This is a genomic window from Sphingomonas sp. P4_G3, from assembly GCF_056401105.1.
On sequence record NZ_JBFUJZ010000003.1, the window covers coordinates 425,584 to 446,487 of the forward strand.

A 20,904-nucleotide genomic window follows, 5' to 3' on the forward strand; every position below is an offset into this window, starting at 1 on the left:
GGCAAGATCGATGAGCAAGACTGAACGCGGCGTCGCGCTGGTCACAGGCGCTTCCTCCGGAATCGGACTGGCGACCGCACGGGCGCTGCACCGGGACGGCTATCGGGTGTTCGGCACCAGCCGCAAAAAGATGGCCGAAACCGATCAGGGCGTGACGATGCTGGTCTGCGACGTCACCGATGACGCGTCCGTGCAGGCGCTGGTCGACGAAGTCGTGGGCCGCGCGGGGCGGATCGACCTGCTGGTCAACAATGCCGGAATCGGGTTGCTTGGCGGTGCCGAGGAATCGTCCCCAGCCCAGGCAAAGGCGCTGTTCGACGTGAACGTCTTCGGCGTGTTGCGGGTGACCAATGCCGTTCTGCCCGTGATGCGGCGCCAGGGAAGCGGCAGGATCGTCAATCTCGGCTCACTGGTCGGCCTCATCCCGGCGCCGTTCAACGCGCTTTATTCGTCGTCCAAGCACGCGATCGAGGGCTATTCGGAATCGCTCGACCACGAAGTGCGAACCCAGAATATCCGCGTCGTATTGGTCGAGCCGGGCGGCATCCGCACCTCGTTCGAAGACAATTTGACGCGCGCGGATCGCCCGCTTCCCGTCTACGATACCGTCCGAACAGCCGCCGAGGTGCTGATGCGCGAGGTTATCGAAAAGGGCGAGGCTCCCGAGATCGTCGCCGACACGGTCGTCAAGGCCGCCAATGCGGTGGTACCCAAGCGACGCTACACGGCCGGAAAAGTGGCGGCCCAGGTGCGCTTCATACGCCGCTTCATGCCCGAGTCGTTCGTCGACCGGAATCTCAGGAAGTTCAACGGGCTCCCCGCCTGAACGTTCGGCGGGGTCGCTGATCCCGCCCCGCATTTGGCAAGGACATCGCGCATGAAGGCCTATATCGTCGATCGCTACCGGAAGAACGAACCCCTGCGCTATGGCGACGTGCCGGAGCCGGTACCGGGGCAAGACGACGTCCTGGTCGAAGTCCACGCCGCTGGGCTCAATCCGCTCGATGGCAAGATTCGCGACGGCGCGTTCAAGGCCATCCTTCCCTATCGGCCGCCTTTCATTCTGGGCCACGACGTGGCGGGTATCGTTATTGGGGTCGGCGCGAACGTCCGGCGCTTCAAGCTTGGCGATGCGGTCTATGCCCGGCCGCGCGACGGCCGGATCGGGGCCTTCGCCGAACGGATCGCCATCGACCAGGCGGATGTCGCGCTGAAGCCCGGAACGATCGGCATGGAGGAAGCGGCCTCGATCCCGCTGACCGGGCTGACCGCCTGGCAGGCGCTGGTCGAACGAGCGGGTCTGGAGCAAGGGCAGAAGGTCCTTATCCATGCGGGTTCCGGCGGGGTCGGCACTGCCGCCATCCAGCTCGCCAAGCATCTCGGCGCGACGGTGGCGACCACCACGAGCACGGCCAATGTGGATCTGGTCAAGCGCCTCGGCGCCGACATCGTCATCGATTACCGCAATCAGGAATTCGACAAGCTGCTGTCCGGCTACGATGTCGTCCTCAACAGCCTCGATAGCACCACGCTTCGCAAGTCGCTGGATGTGCTCAAGCCGGGCGGCAAGCTGATCTCGATCTCCGGTCCGCCCGACCCGGATTTCGCCCGGGAGCAGGGGTTGAGCTGGGCGCTGCGGCAAGTGATGCGGCTGCTGAGCCTCGGCATCCGACGAAAGGCCGCGGCCCGCGGCGTCCATTATTCCTTCCTGTTCATGCGTGCGAACGGCAACCAGCTCGGCCAGATCGCGACGCTGATCGACAAGGGCATCATCCGCCCGGTCGTCGAGCGGATCTTCCCATTCGACGATACCAACGAAGCCCTGGCCTTGGTCGAAACGGGGCGGGCGAAGGGAAAGGTCGTCGTCAAGCTGCGGTGACGCCGGATCGGATCGGCGACGAATCCTGGCCGGTATCCGAAACTACGTGACATGCCCAAAATGCCCGGGAAAGGTATTTTGCCCATATCAACGTGATCCCGACTCAGGAGCACCCGTCATCGCCACCCTAAAGCGAACCTTGACCACCGGCGCGCTGGCAGTGCTGACGCTCGGCGCGTCGCCCGCACGGACGGCTTGGCCGGACGCGCCGATCGCCAGGCTCGAAATACTGGCCGAACTCCAGACGCTGAATGCCGATCTGCTGAGCCATGACAGCGCGACGCTGACGCTCGACCGCTGGTGCGCGCACCACCATCTCGCCGATGGCGCCAAGATCGTGGCGGACCGCGTCCGCGGCCAGGACAAGGCACCGCCCGCCGCGGTCCGTGAACAATTGCATGCCGGGGCCGACCAGCCGATCGCCTATCGCCGGGTGCGATTGCGCTGCGGCGAGCACATCCTGTCCGAAGCCGATAATTGGTACGTGCCGTCGCGCCTCACGCCCGACATGAACCGAACGCTGGAAACCAGCGATACGGCATTCGGTCGCGTCGTACAGCCGCTTCGGTTCCAGCGTCACACCGTCGCGGCCAAGCTCCTCTGGTCGCCATTGCCCGAGGGTTGGGATAGCGGCGGCGCGCCCTTGCCGCGCGCCAATCCAGGCGCTTCCTTGCTGATTCCCGACAAGGTGATCGAGCATCAGGCCCTGCTGACGCGCGCCGATGGCGAGCCGTTCAGTTACGTGGTCGAAACCTATACCGGCGCGGTGCTCGACTTTCCGCCATCGTTCGACCCGTCCTAGTTTGGCGATCCCTCAACGGGCTTGGCCGGACGTCCTTCCATAAAGGGCGAGAAAGGCCTCGACCGAGGCGTCGGCATGCCGCTCCAGCTCGGTCCTCGATCGGGGATGGCGGTTTCCGGTGAACATCGCTTCGTTCATCGGAATCCACAGCAGCATTCCGAAGAAATGGCTGGCGGCGAGATCGGCGTCATCGGCTCGCATGAGGCCTTGAGCCGACAGCTTTCGAAAGCAGGATGCCATGGTGCCGAGCATTCGCTCGAAACCCTTTTCGTACCAATCGCGGCCGAGGCTCGGCATCCGATCGGCATTGGCGATGATCAGGCGCCGGAGTTTCACCAATTCGTCGTCCAACAGCGTCGTCACCACGAGCCGACCGAGCTCGACGAGACCGCCCTGCCGGAATTTGGTGTCGGACAGCAAGGTCGTCACCGACTCGACGATGTCGTTCGCCCCGGCCGCGGTCGAGCGGACGACCTCTCCGAACAACGTCTCCTTGTCGGTGAAGTGCTTGTAGATGGTCTGTTTGGAGACCGCCGCCTTGGTGGCGATCTCCTCCATGCTGGTGCCGTCATAGCCCTGGCTGATGAAGGTGGCCGTCGCCGCCTGGATGATGTCGCGCTCCTTGCGCGCCGATCTCGTCTCGCCGTCAGTTTTCATGCGCCCTCGCCGACGCGGTACTAGACAGTACCGACACCGAATGCTAGCTCGCCACCAGTACTAGCCGGTCTAGTACTAGATTCGAGCTAGCAGTGGAGCAGACCATGCCCAAAATGATTTTCGTGAACCTCCCCGTACGCGATCTGGCGGCCTCGACAGCCTTTTACGTCGCGCTAGGCGGCACGGTTAACCCACAGTTTTCGGGAGAGACTTCGACCTCCCTCATGTTCTCCGACACGATCTTCGTCATGCTTCTCACCCATGCGCATTATGGCGAATTCACCAAGCGTCCGATTGCCGATGCGCATGCGTCCAGCCCCTTGCTGCTCGCGCTGTCGGCCGACAGCCGGGATGAGGTGGATGCGCTCGTCGATCGCGCCGTGGCAGCGGGCGGCACCGCCGATCCCAATCCCGCGCAGGACCTGGGCTTCATGTATAACCGTCATGTCGAGGATCTCGACGGTTACGTCTGGGAGATCATGTGGATGGACCCGTCGGCGACTGGCGGCGCTCGAGAGGCCGAATAAGAGTATCGATTGTCCAGTTGCGGCGCCTGTTTGCCCAGGGGTGGAAATCGCACGGTCGGTGCGCCACCATGCACGCTCGATCCAGTTTGATTGGGTGCATTGGTAAACGCGCGCCGCAGCCGGCGCCTGCGAAGGAGGCCGGGATGGCGTGGACGCATCGGCTGGCCGGCAAGGCCGCGCGCATCGTGTGGCGGATCACCAAGCCACGGACAATCGGGGTTCGTGCAATCCTGCTCGATCGGGGTGGTCGCATCGCGCTGGTCCGCCACACCTATATGGATCAATGGTATCTGCCCGGCGGCGGAGTGAAAAAAGGCGAGAGTATCGACGCCGCTCTATTCCGCGAGCTTGCGGAAGAAGTGGGCGTGACCGACGCCAGGATCGAGCGCATCCTCGGCGTCTATCATAGCCGGCGGGAGGGCAAGGACGACCATATCGTCATTTTCGTCGCGCAGGCCGGTCCCGATGCGAGCGCCGAGTTGCGCCGCGCCGACCTTGCCGAGATAGAAGAGGCTGGCTGGTTCGCGCCGGACGCCCTGCCCGCTCCACTGTCCCTCGCCACCGCGCGCCGGATCGCCGAATATCGGCAAGGGCTCACGGGGCTCGGCGCCTGGTAAGCCGCGGTGTGCGTCAGGGGCACGCCGCGCCAAGCGCCATCGCAATCGGGTGCAGACGATCGCAAACTCTCGAATCCATAACGGCCGCTATCAGGATACAGGCCGAGTGGAGAAAACTGGGTGATAAGGCGAATATCCGCTTTCGGTCGTGGGACCTCCGTGATGGACATTGGATCAGCACGTTTTGTCCCCTATGACCGGGCTAAGCATGGGGGGCTTATGTTCACCAGAGCGATATTACTGACACTGATTTCCCTTGGAGCTGTCGCAGCCCGAGCCGACACGCTCGACAAACCCGTCATCGGCCCAAAACTAATCTGCTTCAAATACAGCACATTCTACCTCGACGAGGGCGAGAGTATCGCAGAGTTGTCTGGCTCGCCGGAAGGAATCTCGGTATCCGTCACCAGCAGGTCCGGTCACTTCTCGATTGGTGAGGGCGAGATATTCGCGCCAGCAAAAGGGCTGAAGCGCTTGGTCTACTCCAACGGAAGCACGTCGGTTTATCGCGTGCGGGGAAGGGGCGGCCGTTACGCCATCTATGGTCCGACCAGCTTCTCGAACGGCAAGCCCCGTCTCATAATATGGCTCACGGGCATAAACCTGAGGGGGCGGAAGAATGATAAAAGCGTATATAGTCGTTTTGAAATTCGGGACCCTTCAGGGCTGAAGTGCGAGCACACATTTACGTATTCCTGGGATTTTTTGCCGGAGCAGTAACGACCGTCTCGGGCGGCTCTGTTCGCCTCCAAGAGTTAACCAATGAGTCGCTTGCCGAAATCCGGCTTTCTATGAATCTACCGCCTGATCGGAAAGCAACGATGGCCCGAGCAGCGTCAGCAGCTTGACGTCGATCGCTACACCCGCAGCGCGGCGCTCGGCGATGAAGTCTGCTATTGTCGCCGCTGGCACGCGGTGGACGATGATATTCTCATCCGGCGTCCCGCCGCCCTCGCTTACCCGCATCAGCCCTTTCGCGCGGACCAAGGTGAAGCATTCGCTGACCATGCCGGGCGAGGCATAGAAGGTCCCCAAGGGGGTGCATTTGGCTGGACGATAGCCGGTTTCTTCCTCGAGCTCGCGCGCGGCCGACATTTCGGCAGTCTCGCCTTCGCTCTCGTCGCCGACCAGGCCGGCGGGCAGTTCGAGGCACGAGCGTCCCAGCGGTACGCGATATTGCTCGACGAGTATCACGTGCCCGTCGTCGATCGCGATGATGACCGCAGCCTGGACGCCACCGACGCGCCCGACATATTCCCAGCGGCCGCGTTTCTTCATTTCGAGGAAACGGCCTTTCCAGACGGTTTCCTCGGGCAGCTCCGCGTCGGTGACGCTCACAATTCGATCAGCCGGTCGGGGAGCTCGTTCACGTCGCTTTCCGTCTTGGGGAAATGTTCGGCGACGATGGTGCCAATCGCTGTCACCGCGGCGGCCATACCGTCGCCCGGATGGCCCGCGCGCACCCGGTCGATCAGCGCGGCCATCGCCGCGCCCCAGCGTTCGGGCGGGACCTTGGCATGGATTGCTTCATCGGCGACGATCTCGGCCAGCCGCTCGTCGAGCGAGAGATAGAGCAGCACCCCGATCCGAGCGGCGGTGCGGCGTTCGGCGCCGACCTTGAAATATTGGATCGCGCGGCGCCGCACCCGACGCGACCGCACCGCCTTGGGCGTCAGCGCCATCCGAAGCGGCGCCCAATAGAGCGCGCCGCGCACCAGCAGGAACACGACCGCCTCCACCACCATCAGCGCGAAGAACGACCGGCCCAGGTTGACCCCGCCCTGCCAGCCATTCTGGAACCAGGCGATCTTGTCTTCGATCGCGGTGGGATTGAGCGCGGCGATCCCCGCCACCAACAGCATCGCGACGATGCCGAGGTTGAGGCCGATATCGTGATAGGGGTCCGATCGCGGCGCCACGATGGTGACGATCTCGGCATCGGTGCCGGCTTCGGCGGCGATGACCGCCTGGGTCACTTGCTCGCGCTCGGCCGGGGTCAGGATCGGTCCGCGCATCACCAGCTCCCCGACGCGCCGCCGCCACCGAACGACCCGCCGCCGCCGGAAAAGCCGCCGCCACCGCCGCCCCAGTCGCTGCCGCCGCTGCTCCAGCTGCTCGACGACGATCCGCCGCCGCTGCCCCAGCCGCCGCCCAGCCCCGGACCCCACAGCACCACCGGCCCACGCCCGCCGCGATATTTCCGGCCGCGCGCACCGCGAAAGACGATCGGCAGCACGAAGAACAGGATGATGACGATCCAGAAGATCGCGATGAAGCCGTCCGATGACGAGCCCGATGACCGCGCCGCCTGCGGTTTAACGGCGGCCGCCTTGACTCTCGCCTCGGCGGCTTCGGGTGGCGCCTTCATCTGCTCGGCAATCGCCTGCGCCCCTGCCATGATGCCTCCCGCCATGTCGCCGGCGCGGAATTTGGGCAGGATCTGGTCATCGATGATCGTCTGCGCCAAAGCGTCGGTCATGATCGGCTCTAGCCCATAGCCGACCTCGATCCGCACTTTCCGCTCATTGGGCGCGACGATCAGGATGATGCCGTTATTGGCGTCCTTTTGCCCGATCTTCCATTCGCGGCCGAGCTTGTAGCCGTAATCCTCGATCGGATAGCCCTGCAGATCAGGAATCGTCGCCACCACGAACTGGCGTTGCGCGACATTGCCGACATCGGTCGACAGCGCCTCGAGCTGCTGCTTCTGCGCGGGGCTGAGCAGGCTCGCGGCATCGACCACGCGTCCCGACAGCGCCGGAAAGGTTTGTGCGGAGGCCAGTTGCGGGACGACCAGCAGCGCGAGCATCAGGATCAGGGCACGAAGCGTCTTCATGCGCCACCTCCCGCCGGCCCGACGTCGCGGATCACGCCATCGACGCCATTATCGATCCCGCGAACGAAATCGCCCGACCTGAATGCCGGGAGGATGTCGGTGTCGATGATCCGCTGCGCCTCGGCATTGGTGAGCGTCGTTTCCAACCCCTTGCCGATTTCGATCCGGACCTTGCGCTCGGTCGGGGCAACCACCAGCAGCACGCCGTCATTGGCGCCCTTGCGGCCGACTCCCCAATTGCTGCCGAGCGCTCGCGAATACTCCTCGATGGCATGGCCGCCCAGGGTCGGGACCGTCACGACAACGAATTGATGGCCAGTAGTGCGCTCGAGGGCATCCGATTTGGCGACGATCCGCGCCTCGTCGGCTGTTGGCAGTATCTCAGCGCGGTCGACTACCCGGCCGGTCAACGCCGGGAAATCATATCCCGGCGTCGCCGTTGCGGTCGGGGCGCTCGTCGCCGGCTGGCCGCACGCGGCCAGCGCCAGCAGAACAGGGGTCAGCACCCGGATCACGCCGGTCAGTTCGTGTTGCCGAAATCGACCGTCGGGTTGGTCTCGGCGCCCGGCTGCGCCTGGAACGGGACCATCGGCTTGGCGCCATAGAAGATCTTGGCGCCGACCGCGTCGGGGAAGGTCCGAATGCGCGTGTTATACGCCTGGACCGCGGTGTTATAATCGCGGATCGCGATCGTGATGCGGTTGTTGCTGCCCTCGATCTCGGTGATCAGCGAGCGGAAATTCTCCTGGCTCTTGAGATCGGGATAGGCCTCGACCGTCGCCAGCAACCGGCCGAGCGACGAGCCCAATTGGTTCTGCGCGGCCTGGAAGCTCGCGACCTTGGCCGGATCGGTCAGGTCGGTGGCGTTGACCTGGACCCGCGTCGCATTGGCGCGCGCGTTGATCACGTCGGTCAGGATCTTGCCTTCGGACGCGGCGCTGCCCTTTACCGACGCGACGACGTTGGGAATGGTATCGGCGCGGCGCTGATAGGCGGCCTGGACGTCGGCCCAGCGTGCCTTGGCATTTTCCTCCGCGGTCGGGACGGAGTTGATCCCGCAAGCCGACAGCATCGCCATGGCGGCCAGCACGATCATCGCACGAAACTTCATCGAGATATCCTCCAGTGCCCCTTGCGTGGCGGCAATGTAGTGACGCCCGGCGCCGTCGTGAAGCGGATTCGGTTGCGCGGGCGCAACGGACCGCCGCTTGCATCCATGCAATCCAGGCTTAGGCTGTGCCGCGCTGAGACAGGGAAAGATCGGATCATGTTCAAGGAATTCAAGGCGTTCATTGCCCGCGGCAACGTGCTCGATCTGGCGGTCGCGGTGATCATCGGTGGGGCATTCGGCAAGATCGTCACCTCGCTGACCGACGACCTCATCATGCCGCTGATCGGCAAAGTCTTCGGCGGACTCGATTTCTCGAGCCATTTCATCGTCCTGTCGCCCGAAAAGGTGCCGCCGGCGCTGGCCGGATCGACCGATTACGCCGCACTCAAAAAGGCTGGCGTCGCGTTGTTCGGCTATGGCGAGTTCATCACCGCCGCGGTCAATTTCCTGATCGTCGCGTTCATCATCTTCCTACTGGTCCGCGCGGTGAACCGCGTCGCGCCCAAGCCCGAGGAAGCCGCGCCGGCGGATCCCGCCGATGTCGTGCTGCTGCGCGAGATCCGCGACGAATTGCGGGCGCGCAAGGGGGTTTAGGCTTCAACCTTCAAGACTCCCCTCCCTAGTCAAGGGAGGGGTTGGGGGTGGGTGGGCGTGTGGAAACTGCTGCGCTCGCTCCTAGGCGCAGCTAGGGTGTGGCGTCCGAAGATCAGCATCATCTCGATGGCGTTACTGAGAGCCACCCACCCCTAACCCCTCCCTTCCAGGGAGGGGAACCGGCTTGCTCAAGCGGCCGCGAGATCCTCGCTGACCGCATCGGCCAGGCTGGTACCGTCGAGGATGCGCGCGGTCTCGTCGCGGACGCGCGCCATGGCGTGACGGATCGCGCAGGCGGCTTCGTCCTTGCAATCGGCGCAGCGGCGATAGGCGGTGCGGCTGACGCAGGGGACCAGCGCCAGGGGCCCCTCGATCACGCGGATGATCTCTCCAAGCGAGATCAAATGGGTCGGGCGCGATAGGCAATAGCCGCCGGTCTTGCCGCGATGGCTATGCAGGAAGCCTGCCTCGCGCAGATCGGCCAGGATCAATTCGAGGAATTTGCGCGGGACATTGGCATGTTCGGCGATCCGGTTCATCGGGATCGGGGGGCCGCCTGCGGGCGCCTCAGCCAGATAAAGCATCGCGCGAAGCGCGTAACGGGAACGCTGCGTCAACATAATAGGTAACCTTATTACCCGATAATGTGGCGACCGAAAGGCGAAGTACAGGCAAAACTCGCGAAAAAGCGTGTTTTCTGGCCGTTTTGATATCGGCGGGAGCGGCCAGTGTCGACCATCCGCCCGAGCCGATTGCGGGCACCACTTTCCTTTAAGCGCGCAGTGCCTATATTGGAGGAGCCGGTTCGCCGGCTATGGCGATAAATGATGGCGTGCAATAGACGCAGCGGACCCGGGGGCAGTACCCGGCGGCTCCACCAGAAATGGTGGTGGATCTGGACACCGTTTCTGACGGGGCCGAACCAGGATCGACGTGTGTTGAAAAGCGCCGACGTTCGCTCAGAACGGGCCACTGTGACGGCTCATTACACAAGTGCCAACGATAACGAAGCACTCGCTATTGCGGCGTAACCCCAAGGCCTAACGGCTTAAGGTTATTCTAAAATGCGCGGTTGGACCGCACCGGGCAACAGAAGCGGATTCCAGCGGTACGGGGAGCACCGGGCAACAGAAGCTCCCCACTGACTTCCCTATTTCCCCGACATCACCCTCTGGAACTGTGCCAGCGTGCACAGCCCGGCGACGCCCCGCGCGCTGCATCCGGCGATCGGCAGTATCTGGCGATAGCCGGGCGCCGCGCCGGCGCGGAGCTGAGCGAGCGTCTGGGCGCGGTAATAAGCACGGACATAGGCATTGCCGCTGCCGTCCTTCAGCCGCTCGAGGATGATCGCACCGCCAGGCGCGGGATCGTCGGCGGCGAAACCCGGCACGCGCCAGTGCAGGCCCAGCATCCCGCCGAGATTGGCGACATTGGTGTCGTGGCCCGAAATCATCACCAGCTTTGGCCCCTCGCCCGCCATCGCGCGGAGGATCGGCGGGGTCAGCCCAGCCATATTGGCGGCGGCAATCGGTTTAGGCCGCGCCAGGATGGCGAATTCGAGCGCGTGGAATTCACTCAAGGCCGTAACGTCCGCCGCCGTCGCGCGGCCCCAGCCGACCTCGCGCATCGGCTTGCCGTCGGCATATTCGAGCAGCAGGATTTGCGCCGCGGTCGACGCGCGATCGAGCGCACCGGTCAGATCGGGGCGCCTGTTCGGAGCTGCGGGCGCGATGGCGGTCTTCTCCGCGCTCACTCCGCAAACCGCTTTCTTCGCGCATAGGATCGCGTCGAGCCGGTTGAGCAACGGCCGCATCCGCGCCTCGACCACGGCGATCCCGCCCGGCCCGATCGCCTTGGCCATCGCGGCATTGGCGGCTGGCGCGTCGACCGTGCCCAGCCCCTGCTCGATCGCCGAAAAGCGCGGATCGTCGGCGCCCTGCGGCTGATGATCGATCGCCATCGTACAGCCCGGCGCCAACGTGCCGGCATAAGCCTGGGCCGTGGCGATCGTCCGCTGGTCGCTATCGGCGATCATCGCGGCATCGGGGCAACCGCGCGCGAACAGACCGGCACGCGCGTAGAAAGCGCGATCGGCGGCACCGATTGCAGCGACGGCCTGCGCGCCATGCTGGGTCAGCCAGCCGGGATTGACCGACCAGCCGGGCCAGGCATCGGCGGCATATTTGGCGGGCATGGCGGGGTTCTTGGTCGGGGGGCGGACGCCATGACGCATCATCACCACGACGCGGTCGACCATCAGCGCATCGGCCGACGTCCGCGCGGGCGCCGACGCGCCGAGGGCGAATCCCAAGCCGAGCAGCGCCGCCGCTCCGACCATCCACCGTCCCGCCATGTCGCTTCTCCCGCTGTCGCCGGCTGCTTGGCCGGCGAATGTTACAGATTCGAGAGAAGTAGCGCATTATTCCGTCGTCGAACCCAGAGCCCACCATACCCATTGTTCGATTGCGCTCGCCGAGCTAGGTTCGGCGCAACGGAATCGGAGAGGCTGACATGGCGACATTGGCAAAGGTCGAGGATACCGGCATGGCCCCGGGCGAATGGGAAGCGCGGGTCGATCTCGCTGCCGCCTACCGGCTGGTTGCGCTCTACGGCTGGGACGACCTCATCTTCACCCACCTCTCGGCACGCGTGCCGGGGCCGGAGCATCATTTCCTGATCAACCCCTATGACATGATGTTCGAGGAGATCACCGCATCGAGCCTGGTCAAGATCGACGTTCAGGGCAATCCGGTCGGCAAGTCGGAGCATCCGGTCAACCCGGCGGGCTTCACCATCCATTCGGCGATCCACATGGCGCGCGACGATGCGGCGGCGGTGATGCACCTCCACACCCCGCACGGCCAGGCGGTGTCGGCGATGGAATTCGGCCTGTTGCCGCATACCCAGACGGCGATGATCGCCAAGCACAATGTCGCGTACCACGACTATGAAGGCATCGCGACCGACCTCGATGAGCGCGAGCGGCTGGTGCAGGATCTCGGCGACAAGCATGCGATGATCCTGCGCAACCACGGCACGCTCGCGGTTGGCAAAACCGTCGGCGACTGTTTCCTGCGGCTCTATTTCCTGGAGCGCGCATGCCAGGCGCAGGTGATGATGCTGTCGGCCGGCTACGACCATCTTTCCAACCCGCCCCAGGGAACCGAGGAAAAGGTCGCCGGCCAGACCCCGCCCGCCGGCATGGCAATGGCGGCCGAACGTCTCGCCTGGCCGGCCCTGCTGAGGAAGCTCGACCGGATCGACCCGGGCTTCCGCGACTGATCGCAACCGCGCTTGCATCGGCGCCGTCAATCGGCGCAGACCGGGCGGCGTGCCGATCCGCTGGACCGACTATCGACTGATCACAGCATTGCTGCTGGCGATGGCGCTCGTCTGCGCGGCGCAGGCCTATGCTTATGCGCCTGGGCTGATGACTTGGGATTCGATCCGCCAATATGGCCAGGCGCTGAGCGGCGAGTTCGACGACTGGCATCCGCCGGCGATGGAATGGCTGTGGCGGCAAACATTGCCGATCGCGCATGGTCCCGCGCCGATGCTGGCGATCCAGCTCGGGCTCTATTGGACAGCGTTCGCCGGCCTGGTCGTCTGGGCGATGCGCGCGGGTCGGCGGCGGCTCGGCATTGCCTTGGCGATCGCCTCGGTTCTGCCGCTCCCGGTCGTGCTGATGGCGGAGATCATCAAGGACAGCTTGATGGCCGCGCTGCTGCTCGCCGCCAGCGCGATCCTGGTCGCGATCCCGACGCGCGGCCGGCCCGTCGCCCGGGTGATCGCCCTGATCCTGATCGTCTGTGCGGCGACGTTGCGCTTCAACGCGCTCCCCGCCTGCCTGCCGCTGGCGATCGCGCTGCTGCCGGCATCGTGGCGCGCGACGCGGGTGCGGTTCGGCGCCGCGCTGCTGATCGGCGCCGCGGTGATCGCCGCCGCGCTGCCGCTCGCCAATCGAGCGGTCGGCGCCAAACCGAGCGGCGTCGGGCTGTCGCTGGTCATCTTCGACCTCGGCGGCATCACCCGGTTCAGCGGGGTCGACGCCTTTCCCGCGGACGACGATGTCGATGATCCGGTCGCGGTCAATCGCCATTGCTACAAGCCCGAGCGCTGGGATTCCTATAGCTGGTGGGTGCCCGATCCCTGCCCGCTCGGGTTCGACGCGATGGACGATCTGTTCAAGCAGAGCGGCGAGAATCCGTACCGCCACTGGCTCGGCGCGGTGCTGACGCACCCGATCGCTTATGCCGAGCATCGCCTGACGCATTTTAACATCAACATCCGCTTCCTCGTCCATGACGAGGTCGAACGCCCGGTCATGGGCCAGATCCCGCCCAATGACTGGGGCTTCCGCCTCACGCCCAATCCGGTGCTGACCTGGCTCGACCGCGGCGCGCGCTGGTCGGCGCATACGCCCTTGGGCTGGCCGGTCTGGTGGATGGCGCTGGCGATCGGATTGCTTGTCATCGCGCCCGGCCTGCCGTCGCGGCGGCTGGTCATCCCGCTGGCTTTATCGGGGCTGCTCTATGGCCTCGGCTATCTGCCGGCGAGCGTGGCGTGCGAGTTGCGCTATCACCTCTGGACTATGCTCGCGGTGCTGATCGCCGCGCTCATCGCCGCCGGCGACATGGCCGGCGGCGACATGCCGGGCCGTCACCGCATGTTCGCGGCCGCGGCGCCGGTGGTGCTCGTCACGATCCTCTGCCTGGTCTGGCGACTGACCTGAGGGGCGTCACTTCGAGGTGTGTGCCGCTTCGCGCAGAGCGATCGCCTCATCGCCCGCCATTGCCAGCAGCAGGTCGATCTTCTCGTGCAGGCTGGCGATCTCCTGTTCCGAGCGCAGGTTGGTTTCGTAATCCAGCCGCATGTCGAGCCGGTCCTTCGCGGCCTGCCGGTTCTGGCTCATCATGATGATCGGCGCCTGCAGCGCGGCAAGCATCGACAGCATCAGGTTGAGGAAGATGAAGGGGAACGGGTCGAAGGCGTGGCGGACAAGAACGACCGTGTTCAGGATGGCCCAGACCACCATGAACAAGGTGAACCCGATGATGAAGTTCCACGATCCCCCGATCGCAGCGACGCGATCGGCGAGCCGGTCGCCAAAGGTCAGGCGCGCCTCGAAAACCTCGTTGACGTCGCGGACGCGCGGGACACGCCGGAAGGGGCCGGCAAAGAAACGGATTGCGTTCATAACTCACCTATTGCTGCGACCGCCCCCTGGGGGCGCCGCCGGTGAGATGAACCTCAGTTCACTCCGCCAGTCGCCTCCAGAGGGACGGTCGATCGACTATGGTCGTTGTCGGACATGGGTCCCTCTGAGAGGAAAAATGGGTTGCGACTCCAAGCGGAGCCGTGGGCGCAAGTGGTTCGGCGAGCGCGATTCGTCAACCCCGTTGCGACCAATTGTGGGGCCTGATCTCGATGCGGCTCACGGAGCGGTCCCCGCCTCGTCCGCCGCGGCGAAATGCGCCATCTGGTCGGCATGCGCCTTGACGAACGCCGGCCGCGCCGTCGCGCGCTCGACATAGCCGCGGCAGGCGGGATAGTCCGCCAGTCCGTCGAACCGATCGACCAGGCGCAGCACATCGGACATCAGGATGTCGGCAACCGAAAAGTTCCCGGCCAGCCATTCCCTGTCGCCCAGCACGATTTCCATATGCTTGAGCCGAGCCTCGAGGAAGCCATCGAAGAACTTCCGCATCGGGTTTTCGCCGGTATCGCCGGAGAACATGAAGAAGGACCAGGGCTGGCTCGCGGCCTCGACCGACGCGAGTGCTGCGAACAGCCATTCCTTGGTGTCGCTTTGCCCTTGGACGTCGGTCGGCATCAGCGTGTCGCTCAAGCCGCCGAGATGAAGCAGGATGGCGCCACTCTCGAAGATCGACAGGTCGCCATCGGTCAGCCAGGGGATCTGACCGAACGGCTGGTGCGCGAAATGCTCGGGACCGCGGTCCTTGAACGGCACGCTCGCGACGCGATAGGGCAATCCGGCTTCTTCGAGCGCCCAGCGCAAGCGTATGTCGCGCACGAAGCCGCGCGGCGGCTCGGGAACCCAATCGTAGGTGAACAGGGTCAGATCGCCCATGTCATCAGACTCCAAGGAATAGGGGTAATTTGTCGAGCAGGCCGCGCCAGCCTTGCTCATGGCTCTCGCGCTCGGCTTCGTTGGGAAGATGCTCGTGGAGCAACGTCAGTTCGGTGCCTCCGTCGATCGGCTTGAGCAGGAAGGTGACCAGTGATTCGCGCTCGCCGGGCAGATCCCAGGTGAAGACCAGCTTTCGCTCAGGAACCACTTCCCGGTAGATCCCGGTGGGATTGTGCTCGTCGCCGTTGAGCAAGCGGAACACCACGCTGAACCGGCCGCCGGGGCGCACATCCACGTCGGCACGCAGCGTCGGCCCGGCATCGGGCCCCCACCATTGGATCATCTGATCGGGCCGCGTGATCGCCGCCCAGACCTTGGCCGGCGAAGCCTTGATGCGGCGGACGATGGTCACGCTCGGCAGAGTGTCGGCCATTATTCGCCATCCTGTTCGACGTAGGCGACGAGCCGATCGATGCTCACTGTCCAGAGACGCTCGTACCGTTGCAGCCACGCCATCGCCTCCTGCATCGGCCCGACCGACAGATTGACCGACACCGTGCGCCCGGTCTTGGCCCGCGTGATCAGCCCGGCATCGGACAGCACGTCGAGATGCTTCATCATGCCGGGAAGCTTGAGCGACAAAGGCCGCGCGAGTTCGCTCACCGACAGGCCGGGCTCGTCCTTCAGCCGCAACAGGATGTGCCGCCGCGTCGGATCGGCGAGCGCGGAAAAGGTGCGGTCGATCGCGGATGGCTGATACTTCACCATGTAGCGAAGTATTGTTCATACCGTAGTTCGCGTCAACCCCAGGCACCGCCACGGATCGAAAACTCGTTATCATACATGCCGATACCGATTGGTATGACGCTGGCAGTTTGGGGGAGGCCGCATTGAACGACGTGAGTGGTTACGGGGCGGTGAGGACCGGCGAAGAAACAATGCGCCGAGCCATGTGCCTTTTCGCGGTCAGTTATGCCGCGATCCACAATGCCGTCGACAAGGGCGTGGATCTGTTGCGTGCATGGGATCTTGAGGGTTCTCTGACGCCAATAGAAAGAGGCTTTCTCACCACCGATCCTATGCCCGCCAAACAGCGCGTTGCCTTGAGCTGGCGGTGCGAGGCGATGGTCCCATTGATGTGGGCCACTGGGTTGTTCGAGATGATGCCGGAGCCGACCGACACCTTCGACTTCGAATATCTGTCCGAGTTCTGGCTCACTGTCCCGGCCGGATATTGGAAAGACGTGGAGATAAGGCCGGAAGCGGAGATCATATCTGCGACCGATCATATCCGCGACCTGCACTGGCGGCTGCGCGACGCGGAACTGCACCATCGTCCTCCGCCTCCCGGCATCGACCAGGGTGTCGTGATTGAACGCCATCATGCTCTGAACTGGCTTTGCCGATATGAGGATGATGATTGGGACGATGTCGCCACCGACACCTGAATTGCGCTGAGACCCAAACGGCAAAGCGGCCCGGGATTGCTCCCGAGCCGCTTCATCCTCCCCGGCTTTCCCGGTGTTATGCCTTTTGTCGTCCTATCGCTTTTGCGGGAAAGCGGTAGCCGCTTTCCCGCGCAAAGCTCAGTCGTCGTTGCGCTCGGTCAGGAACGCCGGCGCGAACTCGGGCTCGGGGCCTTCGTCCTTGCCGCCTTCGCTGCGCTCGCGACGCGGGCCGCGATCGCCACCACGGTCGGGACCACGGTCGCGACGCGGGCCGCGATCGCCGCCGCCGTCACGGCGCGGACCACGGTCACCGCCACGATCACCGCCGCCGCTGCGCGGACCACGATCACGGTTGCCACCTTCGCGCGGCTCGCGCGGGGGACGGGTGTCCTCCAGCTCGGCGCCGGTTTCCTGGTCGACGACGCGCATCGACAGGCGAACCTTGCCGCGCGGATCGATCTCGAGGACCTTGACCTTGACTTCCTGGCCTTCGCTGACGACGTCGCCGGGCTTCTCGACCCGCTCGTTCTTCATTTCGCTGACGTGGACGAGGCCGTCCTTGCCACCCATGAAGTTCACGAACGCGCCGAAGTCGACGATGTTGACGACCTTGCCGTTATAGACCTTGCCGACCTCGGGCTCCTCGACGATGCCCTTGATCCAGTTGATCGCGGCTTCGATCTGGCTGACGTCGGACGACGACACCTTGATGATGCCCTCGTCGTCGATGTCGACCTTGGCGCCGGTGGTGGCGACGATCTCACGGATGACCTTGCCGCCGGTGCCGATGACGTCACGGATCTTGGTCTTGTCGATCGTGAAGGTCTCGATCCGCGGCGCGTGCGCCGACAGTTCCGAGCGGGTGTGGTCGAGCGCCTTGGCCATTTCGCCGAGGATGTGCGCGCGGCCTTCATTGGCCTGCGCCAAAGCGACCTTCATGATCTCCTCGGTGATACCGGCGATCTTGATGTCCATCTGAAGGCTGGTGATGCCTTCCGAGGTGCCCGCAACCTTGAAGTCCATGTCGCCGAGGTGATCCTCGTCGCCCAGGATGTCCGACAGGACCGCAAAGTCCTTGCCTTCGAGGATCAGGCCCATCGCGATGCCCGACACCGGCCGCTTGATCGGCACGCCGGCGTCCATCAGGCTGAGCGAACCGCCGCACACCGTCGCCATCGACGACGAGCCGTTCGACTCGGTGATGTCGCTGGTGACGCGGATCGTGTAGGGGAATTCCTCCTTCGACGGCAGCACCGCGTGCAGCGCGCGCCAGGCAAGCTTGCCATGGCCGATGTCGCGGCGGCTGGGCGCCCCGAAGCGGCCGACTTCACCGACCGAATAAGGCGGGAAGTTATAATGCAGCATGAAGTGCTGGTAGCTCAGGCCACCCAGCCCATCGATCATCTGCTCGGCGTCCTTGGTGCCCAGGGTCGTCGTCGCGATGGTCTGCGTCTCGCCACGCGTGAACAAGGCCGAGCCGTGCGCGCGCGGCAGGAAGTGGACTTCCGCCTCGATCGGACGGACGGTCTTGGTGTCGCGGCCGTCGATGCGGCGGCCGGTCTTCAAGATCGCGCCGCGGACGATTTCCGCTTCGAGCTTCTTGACCAGCTTCATCGCGACCATCTGCTCTTGCGGCGCCTTGTCGGCCATCGCGGCCTTGGCGGCGGCGCGGGCTTCGTTGAGCGCGTTCGAGCGGGCCGACTTGTCGACCAGCTTGTAGGCTGCGTCGATGTCCTTGCCGATCAGCTTCTTCAGCTCGGCCTTGATCGCCGAATTGTCGTCGCTGTTCTTGAGCTCCCAGGGCTCCTTGGCCGATTGCTCGGCCAGCTTGATGATCGCCTTGATGACGTCCTGCGACGCGCGGTGCGCGAACATCACGGCGCCCAGCATGACCTCTTCCGACAGCTCCTTGGCTTCGGATTCGACCATCATCACCGCGTCGTGGGTGGCGGCGACGACCAGGTCGAGCTCGCCTTCGGCGATTTCGGCGTCGGTCGGGTTGAGCTGATATTCGCCGTTCTTGTAGCCGACGCGCGCGGCGCCGATCGGGCCCATGAACGGCACGCCCGAAATGGTCAGCGCGGCCGAGGCGGCGATCATCGCCAGGATGTCGGGCTCATTCTCGCCGTCATACGACATCACCTGAGCGATGACGTTGATCTCGTTGTAGAAGCCTTCGGGGAAGAGCGGACGGATCGGGCGGTCGGTGAGACGGCTGATCAGCGTCTCGCGCTCGGTGGCGCCACGCTCGCGCTTGAAGAAGCCGCCCGGGATACGACCCGAGGACGAGAACTTCTCCTGGTAATGGACGGTGAGCGGGAAGAAATCCTGCCCTTCCTTGACCGACTTGGCGGCCGTGACCGCGCACAACACGACGGTCTCGCCGAGGGTCGCGATCACCGCGCCATCGGCCTGACGGGCAACCTTGCCCGTTTCGAGCGTGAGGGTCTTGCCGCCCCACTCGATGCTTACCTTCTTGGTATCGAACATTCTATTTCCTTCGTCCGGCGGCCCTATGCCTGCCGGTGCCTGTATGAGGACCTGCCTTCAGGTCCTGGTGGCGGAGAGTTCCGCCGCCGGCCCGTACCGAATTGTACGGAGCCGAATAAGCGAAACGGCGCCCTGAGGCGCCGTTCCTGGATTACTTGCGAAGACCGAGCTTCGCGATGAGGGCGAGATAACGGTCGCCATCCGATTTGCGCAGATAATCGAGCAACGAGCGGCGCTTGTTGACCATCATCAAGAGACCGCGACGCGAGTGATTGTCCTTCGCGTGGGTCTTGAAATGCTCGGTGAGCGTCTTGATGCGGTCGGTCAGGATCGCGACCTGGACCTCGGGGCTGCCGGTGTCGCCTTCGACACGGGCATGTTCCTTGATGACCGCTTCCTTGCGCTCGGGGGTAATCGACATTCTGTTTCCTTCGACATCGCGTGACTAACAATTGAACCCGCGGACGATACGGGCTTCCCCGCTTTCGACTTCCACCAACGCCACCGGGGTTTCGCCCAGCATTGCGAAGTGAAGGCCATCGTCTTCGGCAATCCCGACCAGAACGCGCCCCTGTCGGAGCGCCCCTGCCTGGTCGGGGTCGAGGGAGAGAGCCGGGATGTCGTCCAGCCCCGCCCTCAATGGCAGGAGAATCTGTTCAAGGCGCCGCGCATTAGCGGATTCGGTCAATTTGTCCAGCGATATCGCGTGGGAGAAGTCGAACGGGCCTGCCTTGACCCGTCTGAGATAGGTGACGTGGCCGACCGTGCCAAGAGCGTGTGCGATGTCGCGGGCAAGGCTGCGGATATAGGTGCCCTTGGAGACGTGGGCGACAAGCGTGATGGCATCAGCCGTCGCCCCGGCGGAGGCCGGGGCCGCTGGAGTTGATGCGCTGACGTCGCCAGGTGACCGCGCGGCCCCGGCCTCCGCCGGGGCGACGGCTAGAGAAAACACCGTCACCGCCCGCGTCGCGAGCACGACCTCCTCGCCTGCCCGCGCCAAGTCATACGCCCGCTCGCCATCGACCTTCAGCGCCGAATAGGCCGGCGGTACCTGCTCGATCGGTCCGGTGAAGCGCGGCAGCACCGCTTCCACCTCGGCCAGCGTTGGCCGCACATCGCTCTCCGCGATCGCAATACCCTCACCATCGAGCGTGTCGGTCTCGACCCCGAACCCGATCGTGAATTCATAGATCTTGTCGCTGTCGAGCATCCGCCCGGCGAGCTTGGTCGCCTCGCCGATCGCGACCGGCAGAACACCGGAGGCGAGCGGATCGAGCGTCCCGCCATGCCCGACCTTGGCCTTGCCATAGCCGCCCTGGCGCAGCGCGCGCTTGACCGCGCTCACTGCCTGAGTCGAGCCGAGTCCGAGCGGTTTGTCGAGGATGATCCAGCCATGCATCCGCGCGCCCTAGCGTGCGGGGCGGGCGCGGTCAGCCCTTCTTCTTCGCCTTCTTCACCTTGGGCGGCGGGCCGTTGCTCGCGGTCAGGCTGTCGATATGGCAGCGCTGGCGATCGACCAGCAAGGTGCCGGTGCGGTCGAGCTGCGTGCCGCCGAACCGCGTGTCGACGCCGATCCGGTTCGCGAAGGACAGGCCGGTGCACGGTGCCATGACGGTCGCATAATACCAGCGCCGCTGCTGGTCCTGCAGCCAGACGCCGCGATCGCTATCGGCCTCGAAATTATAGAGTCCGATCGTGCCGATGAACGGAATGCTGGTTTCCTTGCCCAATTTGTCGGCTGGCCAGGTGCGATCCTGCTGCTTGGCGGCGGCGGGGGCGGCGCTGCCGGCCAGGCTTGCCGCCGCCAGCATCGCAATTGTGAGAGTGCGGATCATGTGCGTGGCCTTTCGAA

26 protein-coding genes and 1 other RNA gene are annotated in these 20,904 nt (G+C 64.6%); 11 read left to right on the forward strand and 16 right to left on the reverse strand.

Features of this window, described 5'->3' with window-relative positions; all coding sequences use genetic code 11:
- Positions 1-10: 10 nt before the first annotated feature.
- The 3 genes from AC1DQQ_RS10050 (at position 11) to AC1DQQ_RS10060 (ending at position 2,681) form a co-directional block, all read left to right on the forward strand.
- Entirely contained in the window at positions 11-826 is an 816-nt protein-coding gene (locus tag AC1DQQ_RS10050; RefSeq protein WP_478031002.1) for an oxidoreductase, read from the forward strand.
- A gap of 51 nt (positions 827-877) precedes the next feature.
- On the forward strand, positions 878-1,879 hold the full coding sequence (locus tag AC1DQQ_RS10055; protein WP_478031004.1) for an NADP-dependent oxidoreductase: 1,002 nt from the start codon (positions 878-880) through the stop codon (positions 1,877-1,879).
- Between the two features lie 139 nt (positions 1,880-2,018).
- Entirely contained in the window at positions 2,019-2,681 is a 663-nt protein-coding gene (locus AC1DQQ_RS10060) for a hypothetical protein (RefSeq protein WP_478031006.1), read from the forward strand.
- A 12-nt stretch (positions 2,682-2,693) separates the two neighbouring features.
- Here the strand turns inward: AC1DQQ_RS10060 and AC1DQQ_RS10065 are convergent, their stop codons facing one another.
- Positions 2,694-3,338, reverse strand: a complete 645-nt coding sequence (locus AC1DQQ_RS10065) for a TetR/AcrR family transcriptional regulator (protein ID WP_478031007.1) — start codon at positions 3,336-3,338, stop codon at positions 2,694-2,696.
- 104 nt (positions 3,339-3,442) lie between these two features.
- On the opposite strand from AC1DQQ_RS10065, the gene AC1DQQ_RS10070 reads away from it, so the two are divergent.
- The 3 genes from AC1DQQ_RS10070 (at position 3,443) to AC1DQQ_RS10080 (ending at position 5,202) form a co-directional block, all read left to right on the forward strand.
- Positions 3,443-3,865: a VOC family protein gene (locus AC1DQQ_RS10070; RefSeq protein ID WP_478045074.1), complete on the forward strand. Its 423-nt coding sequence runs from the start codon at positions 3,443-3,445 to the stop codon at positions 3,863-3,865.
- Between the two features lie 143 nt (positions 3,866-4,008).
- Positions 4,009-4,482 (forward strand): NUDIX domain-containing protein, encoded by a 474-nt coding sequence (locus AC1DQQ_RS10075; RefSeq protein WP_478045076.1) that lies wholly within the window; start codon positions 4,009-4,011, stop codon positions 4,480-4,482.
- Positions 4,483-4,701: 219 nt separating this feature from the next.
- A complete protein-coding gene (locus tag AC1DQQ_RS10080; RefSeq protein WP_478031012.1) occupies positions 4,702-5,202 on the forward strand; it encodes a hypothetical protein in 501 nt (166 codons plus the stop codon).
- Between the two features lie 69 nt (positions 5,203-5,271).
- Here the strand turns inward: AC1DQQ_RS10080 and AC1DQQ_RS10085 are convergent, their stop codons facing one another.
- Genes AC1DQQ_RS10085 through AC1DQQ_RS10105 form a run of 5 tightly spaced genes read right to left on the reverse strand, consistent with a single transcriptional unit; the run spans position 5,272 to position 8,429 of the window.
- Entirely contained in the window at positions 5,272-5,760 is a 489-nt protein-coding gene (locus AC1DQQ_RS10085; protein ID WP_478031372.1) for an NUDIX hydrolase, read from the reverse strand.
- Positions 5,761-5,816: 56 nt separating this feature from the next.
- On the reverse strand, positions 5,817-6,497 hold the full coding sequence (locus AC1DQQ_RS10090) for a TPM domain-containing protein (protein ID WP_478031014.1): 681 nt from the start codon (positions 6,495-6,497) through the stop codon (positions 5,817-5,819).
- Positions 6,497-7,318, reverse strand: a complete 822-nt coding sequence (locus tag AC1DQQ_RS10095; protein ID WP_478031015.1) for a TPM domain-containing protein — start codon at positions 7,316-7,318, stop codon at positions 6,497-6,499. Before AC1DQQ_RS10095 ends, AC1DQQ_RS10090 begins: the two co-directional genes overlap by 1 nt.
- A complete protein-coding gene (locus tag AC1DQQ_RS10100) occupies positions 7,315-7,824 on the reverse strand; it encodes a TPM domain-containing protein (protein WP_478045078.1) in 510 nt (169 codons plus the stop codon). Before AC1DQQ_RS10100 ends, AC1DQQ_RS10095 begins: the two co-directional genes overlap by 4 nt.
- A 14-nt stretch (positions 7,825-7,838) precedes the next feature.
- Positions 7,839-8,429 (reverse strand): LemA family protein, encoded by a 591-nt coding sequence (locus tag AC1DQQ_RS10105; RefSeq protein WP_066809741.1) that lies wholly within the window; start codon positions 8,427-8,429, stop codon positions 7,839-7,841.
- Positions 8,430-8,585: 156 nt separating this feature from the next.
- Here AC1DQQ_RS10105 and mscL point away from each other — a divergent pair, with 156 nt between their 5' ends.
- Positions 8,586-9,023, forward strand: a complete 438-nt coding sequence (gene mscL / locus AC1DQQ_RS10110; protein ID WP_478031019.1) for a large conductance mechanosensitive channel protein MscL — start codon at positions 8,586-8,588, stop codon at positions 9,021-9,023.
- A gap of 188 nt (positions 9,024-9,211) precedes the next feature.
- Here the strand turns inward: mscL and AC1DQQ_RS10115 are convergent, their stop codons facing one another.
- On the reverse strand, positions 9,212-9,643 hold the full coding sequence (locus tag AC1DQQ_RS10115) for an RrF2 family transcriptional regulator (RefSeq protein ID WP_066809744.1): 432 nt from the start codon (positions 9,641-9,643) through the stop codon (positions 9,212-9,214).
- A 141-nt stretch (positions 9,644-9,784) separates the two neighbouring features.
- On the opposite strand from AC1DQQ_RS10115, the gene ssrA reads away from it, so the two are divergent.
- Positions 9,785-10,127: a transfer-messenger RNA gene (gene ssrA / locus AC1DQQ_RS10120) on the forward strand.
- 46 nt (positions 10,128-10,173) lie between these two features.
- Here ssrA and AC1DQQ_RS10125 read toward each other — a convergent pair.
- On the reverse strand, positions 10,174-11,376 hold the full coding sequence (locus tag AC1DQQ_RS10125; RefSeq protein WP_478045079.1) for a histidine-type phosphatase: 1,203 nt from the start codon (positions 11,374-11,376) through the stop codon (positions 10,174-10,176).
- 158 nt (positions 11,377-11,534) lie between these two features.
- Between AC1DQQ_RS10125 and AC1DQQ_RS10130 the strand changes: the two genes are divergently transcribed.
- Both AC1DQQ_RS10130 and AC1DQQ_RS10135 read left to right on the forward strand, forming a co-directional pair.
- Positions 11,535-12,305, forward strand: coding sequence for a class II aldolase/adducin family protein (locus AC1DQQ_RS10130; RefSeq protein ID WP_478031023.1), 771 nt, complete (start codon positions 11,535-11,537; stop codon positions 12,303-12,305).
- Between the two features lie 49 nt (positions 12,306-12,354).
- On the forward strand, positions 12,355-13,755 hold the full coding sequence (locus tag AC1DQQ_RS10135) for a hypothetical protein (protein WP_478045080.1): 1,401 nt from the start codon (positions 12,355-12,357) through the stop codon (positions 13,753-13,755).
- A gap of 6 nt (positions 13,756-13,761) precedes the next feature.
- Here the strand turns inward: AC1DQQ_RS10135 and AC1DQQ_RS10140 are convergent, their stop codons facing one another.
- The 4 genes from AC1DQQ_RS10140 to AC1DQQ_RS10155 all read right to left on the reverse strand — a co-directional run bounded on the left by AC1DQQ_RS10140 (position 13,762) and on the right by AC1DQQ_RS10155 (position 15,882).
- Positions 13,762-14,220, reverse strand: coding sequence for a DUF1003 domain-containing protein (locus AC1DQQ_RS10140; RefSeq protein WP_478031027.1), 459 nt, complete (start codon positions 14,218-14,220; stop codon positions 13,762-13,764).
- 237 nt (positions 14,221-14,457) lie between these two features.
- The gene (locus AC1DQQ_RS10145) at positions 14,458-15,114 is read right to left on the reverse strand and encodes a glutathione S-transferase family protein (RefSeq protein WP_478031028.1); all 657 of its coding nucleotides are present in this window, start codon (positions 15,112-15,114) and stop codon (positions 14,458-14,460) included.
- Between the two features lie 4 nt (positions 15,115-15,118).
- Positions 15,119-15,547 (reverse strand): SRPBCC family protein, encoded by a 429-nt coding sequence (locus AC1DQQ_RS10150; protein WP_478031030.1) that lies wholly within the window; start codon positions 15,545-15,547, stop codon positions 15,119-15,121.
- A complete protein-coding gene (locus tag AC1DQQ_RS10155; RefSeq protein ID WP_478045082.1) occupies positions 15,547-15,882 on the reverse strand; it encodes an ArsR/SmtB family transcription factor in 336 nt (111 codons plus the stop codon). The genes AC1DQQ_RS10150 and AC1DQQ_RS10155 overlap by 1 nt, the downstream gene beginning before the upstream one ends.
- Positions 15,883-16,013: 131 nt before the next feature.
- On the opposite strand from AC1DQQ_RS10155, the gene AC1DQQ_RS10160 reads away from it, so the two are divergent.
- The gene (locus AC1DQQ_RS10160) at positions 16,014-16,562 is read left to right on the forward strand and encodes a DUF4272 domain-containing protein (protein ID WP_478045281.1); all 549 of its coding nucleotides are present in this window, start codon (positions 16,014-16,016) and stop codon (positions 16,560-16,562) included.
- Positions 16,563-16,700: 138 nt separating this feature from the next.
- Here the strand turns inward: AC1DQQ_RS10160 and pnp are convergent, their stop codons facing one another.
- The 4 genes from pnp to AC1DQQ_RS10180 all read right to left on the reverse strand — a co-directional run bounded on the left by pnp (position 16,701) and on the right by AC1DQQ_RS10180 (position 20,887).
- Positions 16,701-19,052, reverse strand: coding sequence for a polyribonucleotide nucleotidyltransferase (gene pnp / locus AC1DQQ_RS10165; RefSeq protein ID WP_478045083.1), 2,352 nt, complete (start codon positions 19,050-19,052; stop codon positions 16,701-16,703).
- Between the two features lie 151 nt (positions 19,053-19,203).
- Positions 19,204-19,473: a 30S ribosomal protein S15 gene (gene rpsO, locus AC1DQQ_RS10170; protein WP_066812946.1), complete on the reverse strand. Its 270-nt coding sequence runs from the start codon at positions 19,471-19,473 to the stop codon at positions 19,204-19,206.
- A gap of 24 nt (positions 19,474-19,497) precedes the next feature.
- A complete protein-coding gene (gene truB, locus AC1DQQ_RS10175; protein WP_478045085.1) occupies positions 19,498-20,451 on the reverse strand; it encodes a tRNA pseudouridine(55) synthase TruB in 954 nt (317 codons plus the stop codon).
- 31 nt (positions 20,452-20,482) lie between these two features.
- Positions 20,483-20,887: a DUF6491 family protein gene (locus AC1DQQ_RS10180; protein WP_478045086.1), complete on the reverse strand. Its 405-nt coding sequence runs from the start codon at positions 20,885-20,887 to the stop codon at positions 20,483-20,485.
- Positions 20,888-20,904 lie beyond the last annotated feature (17 nt).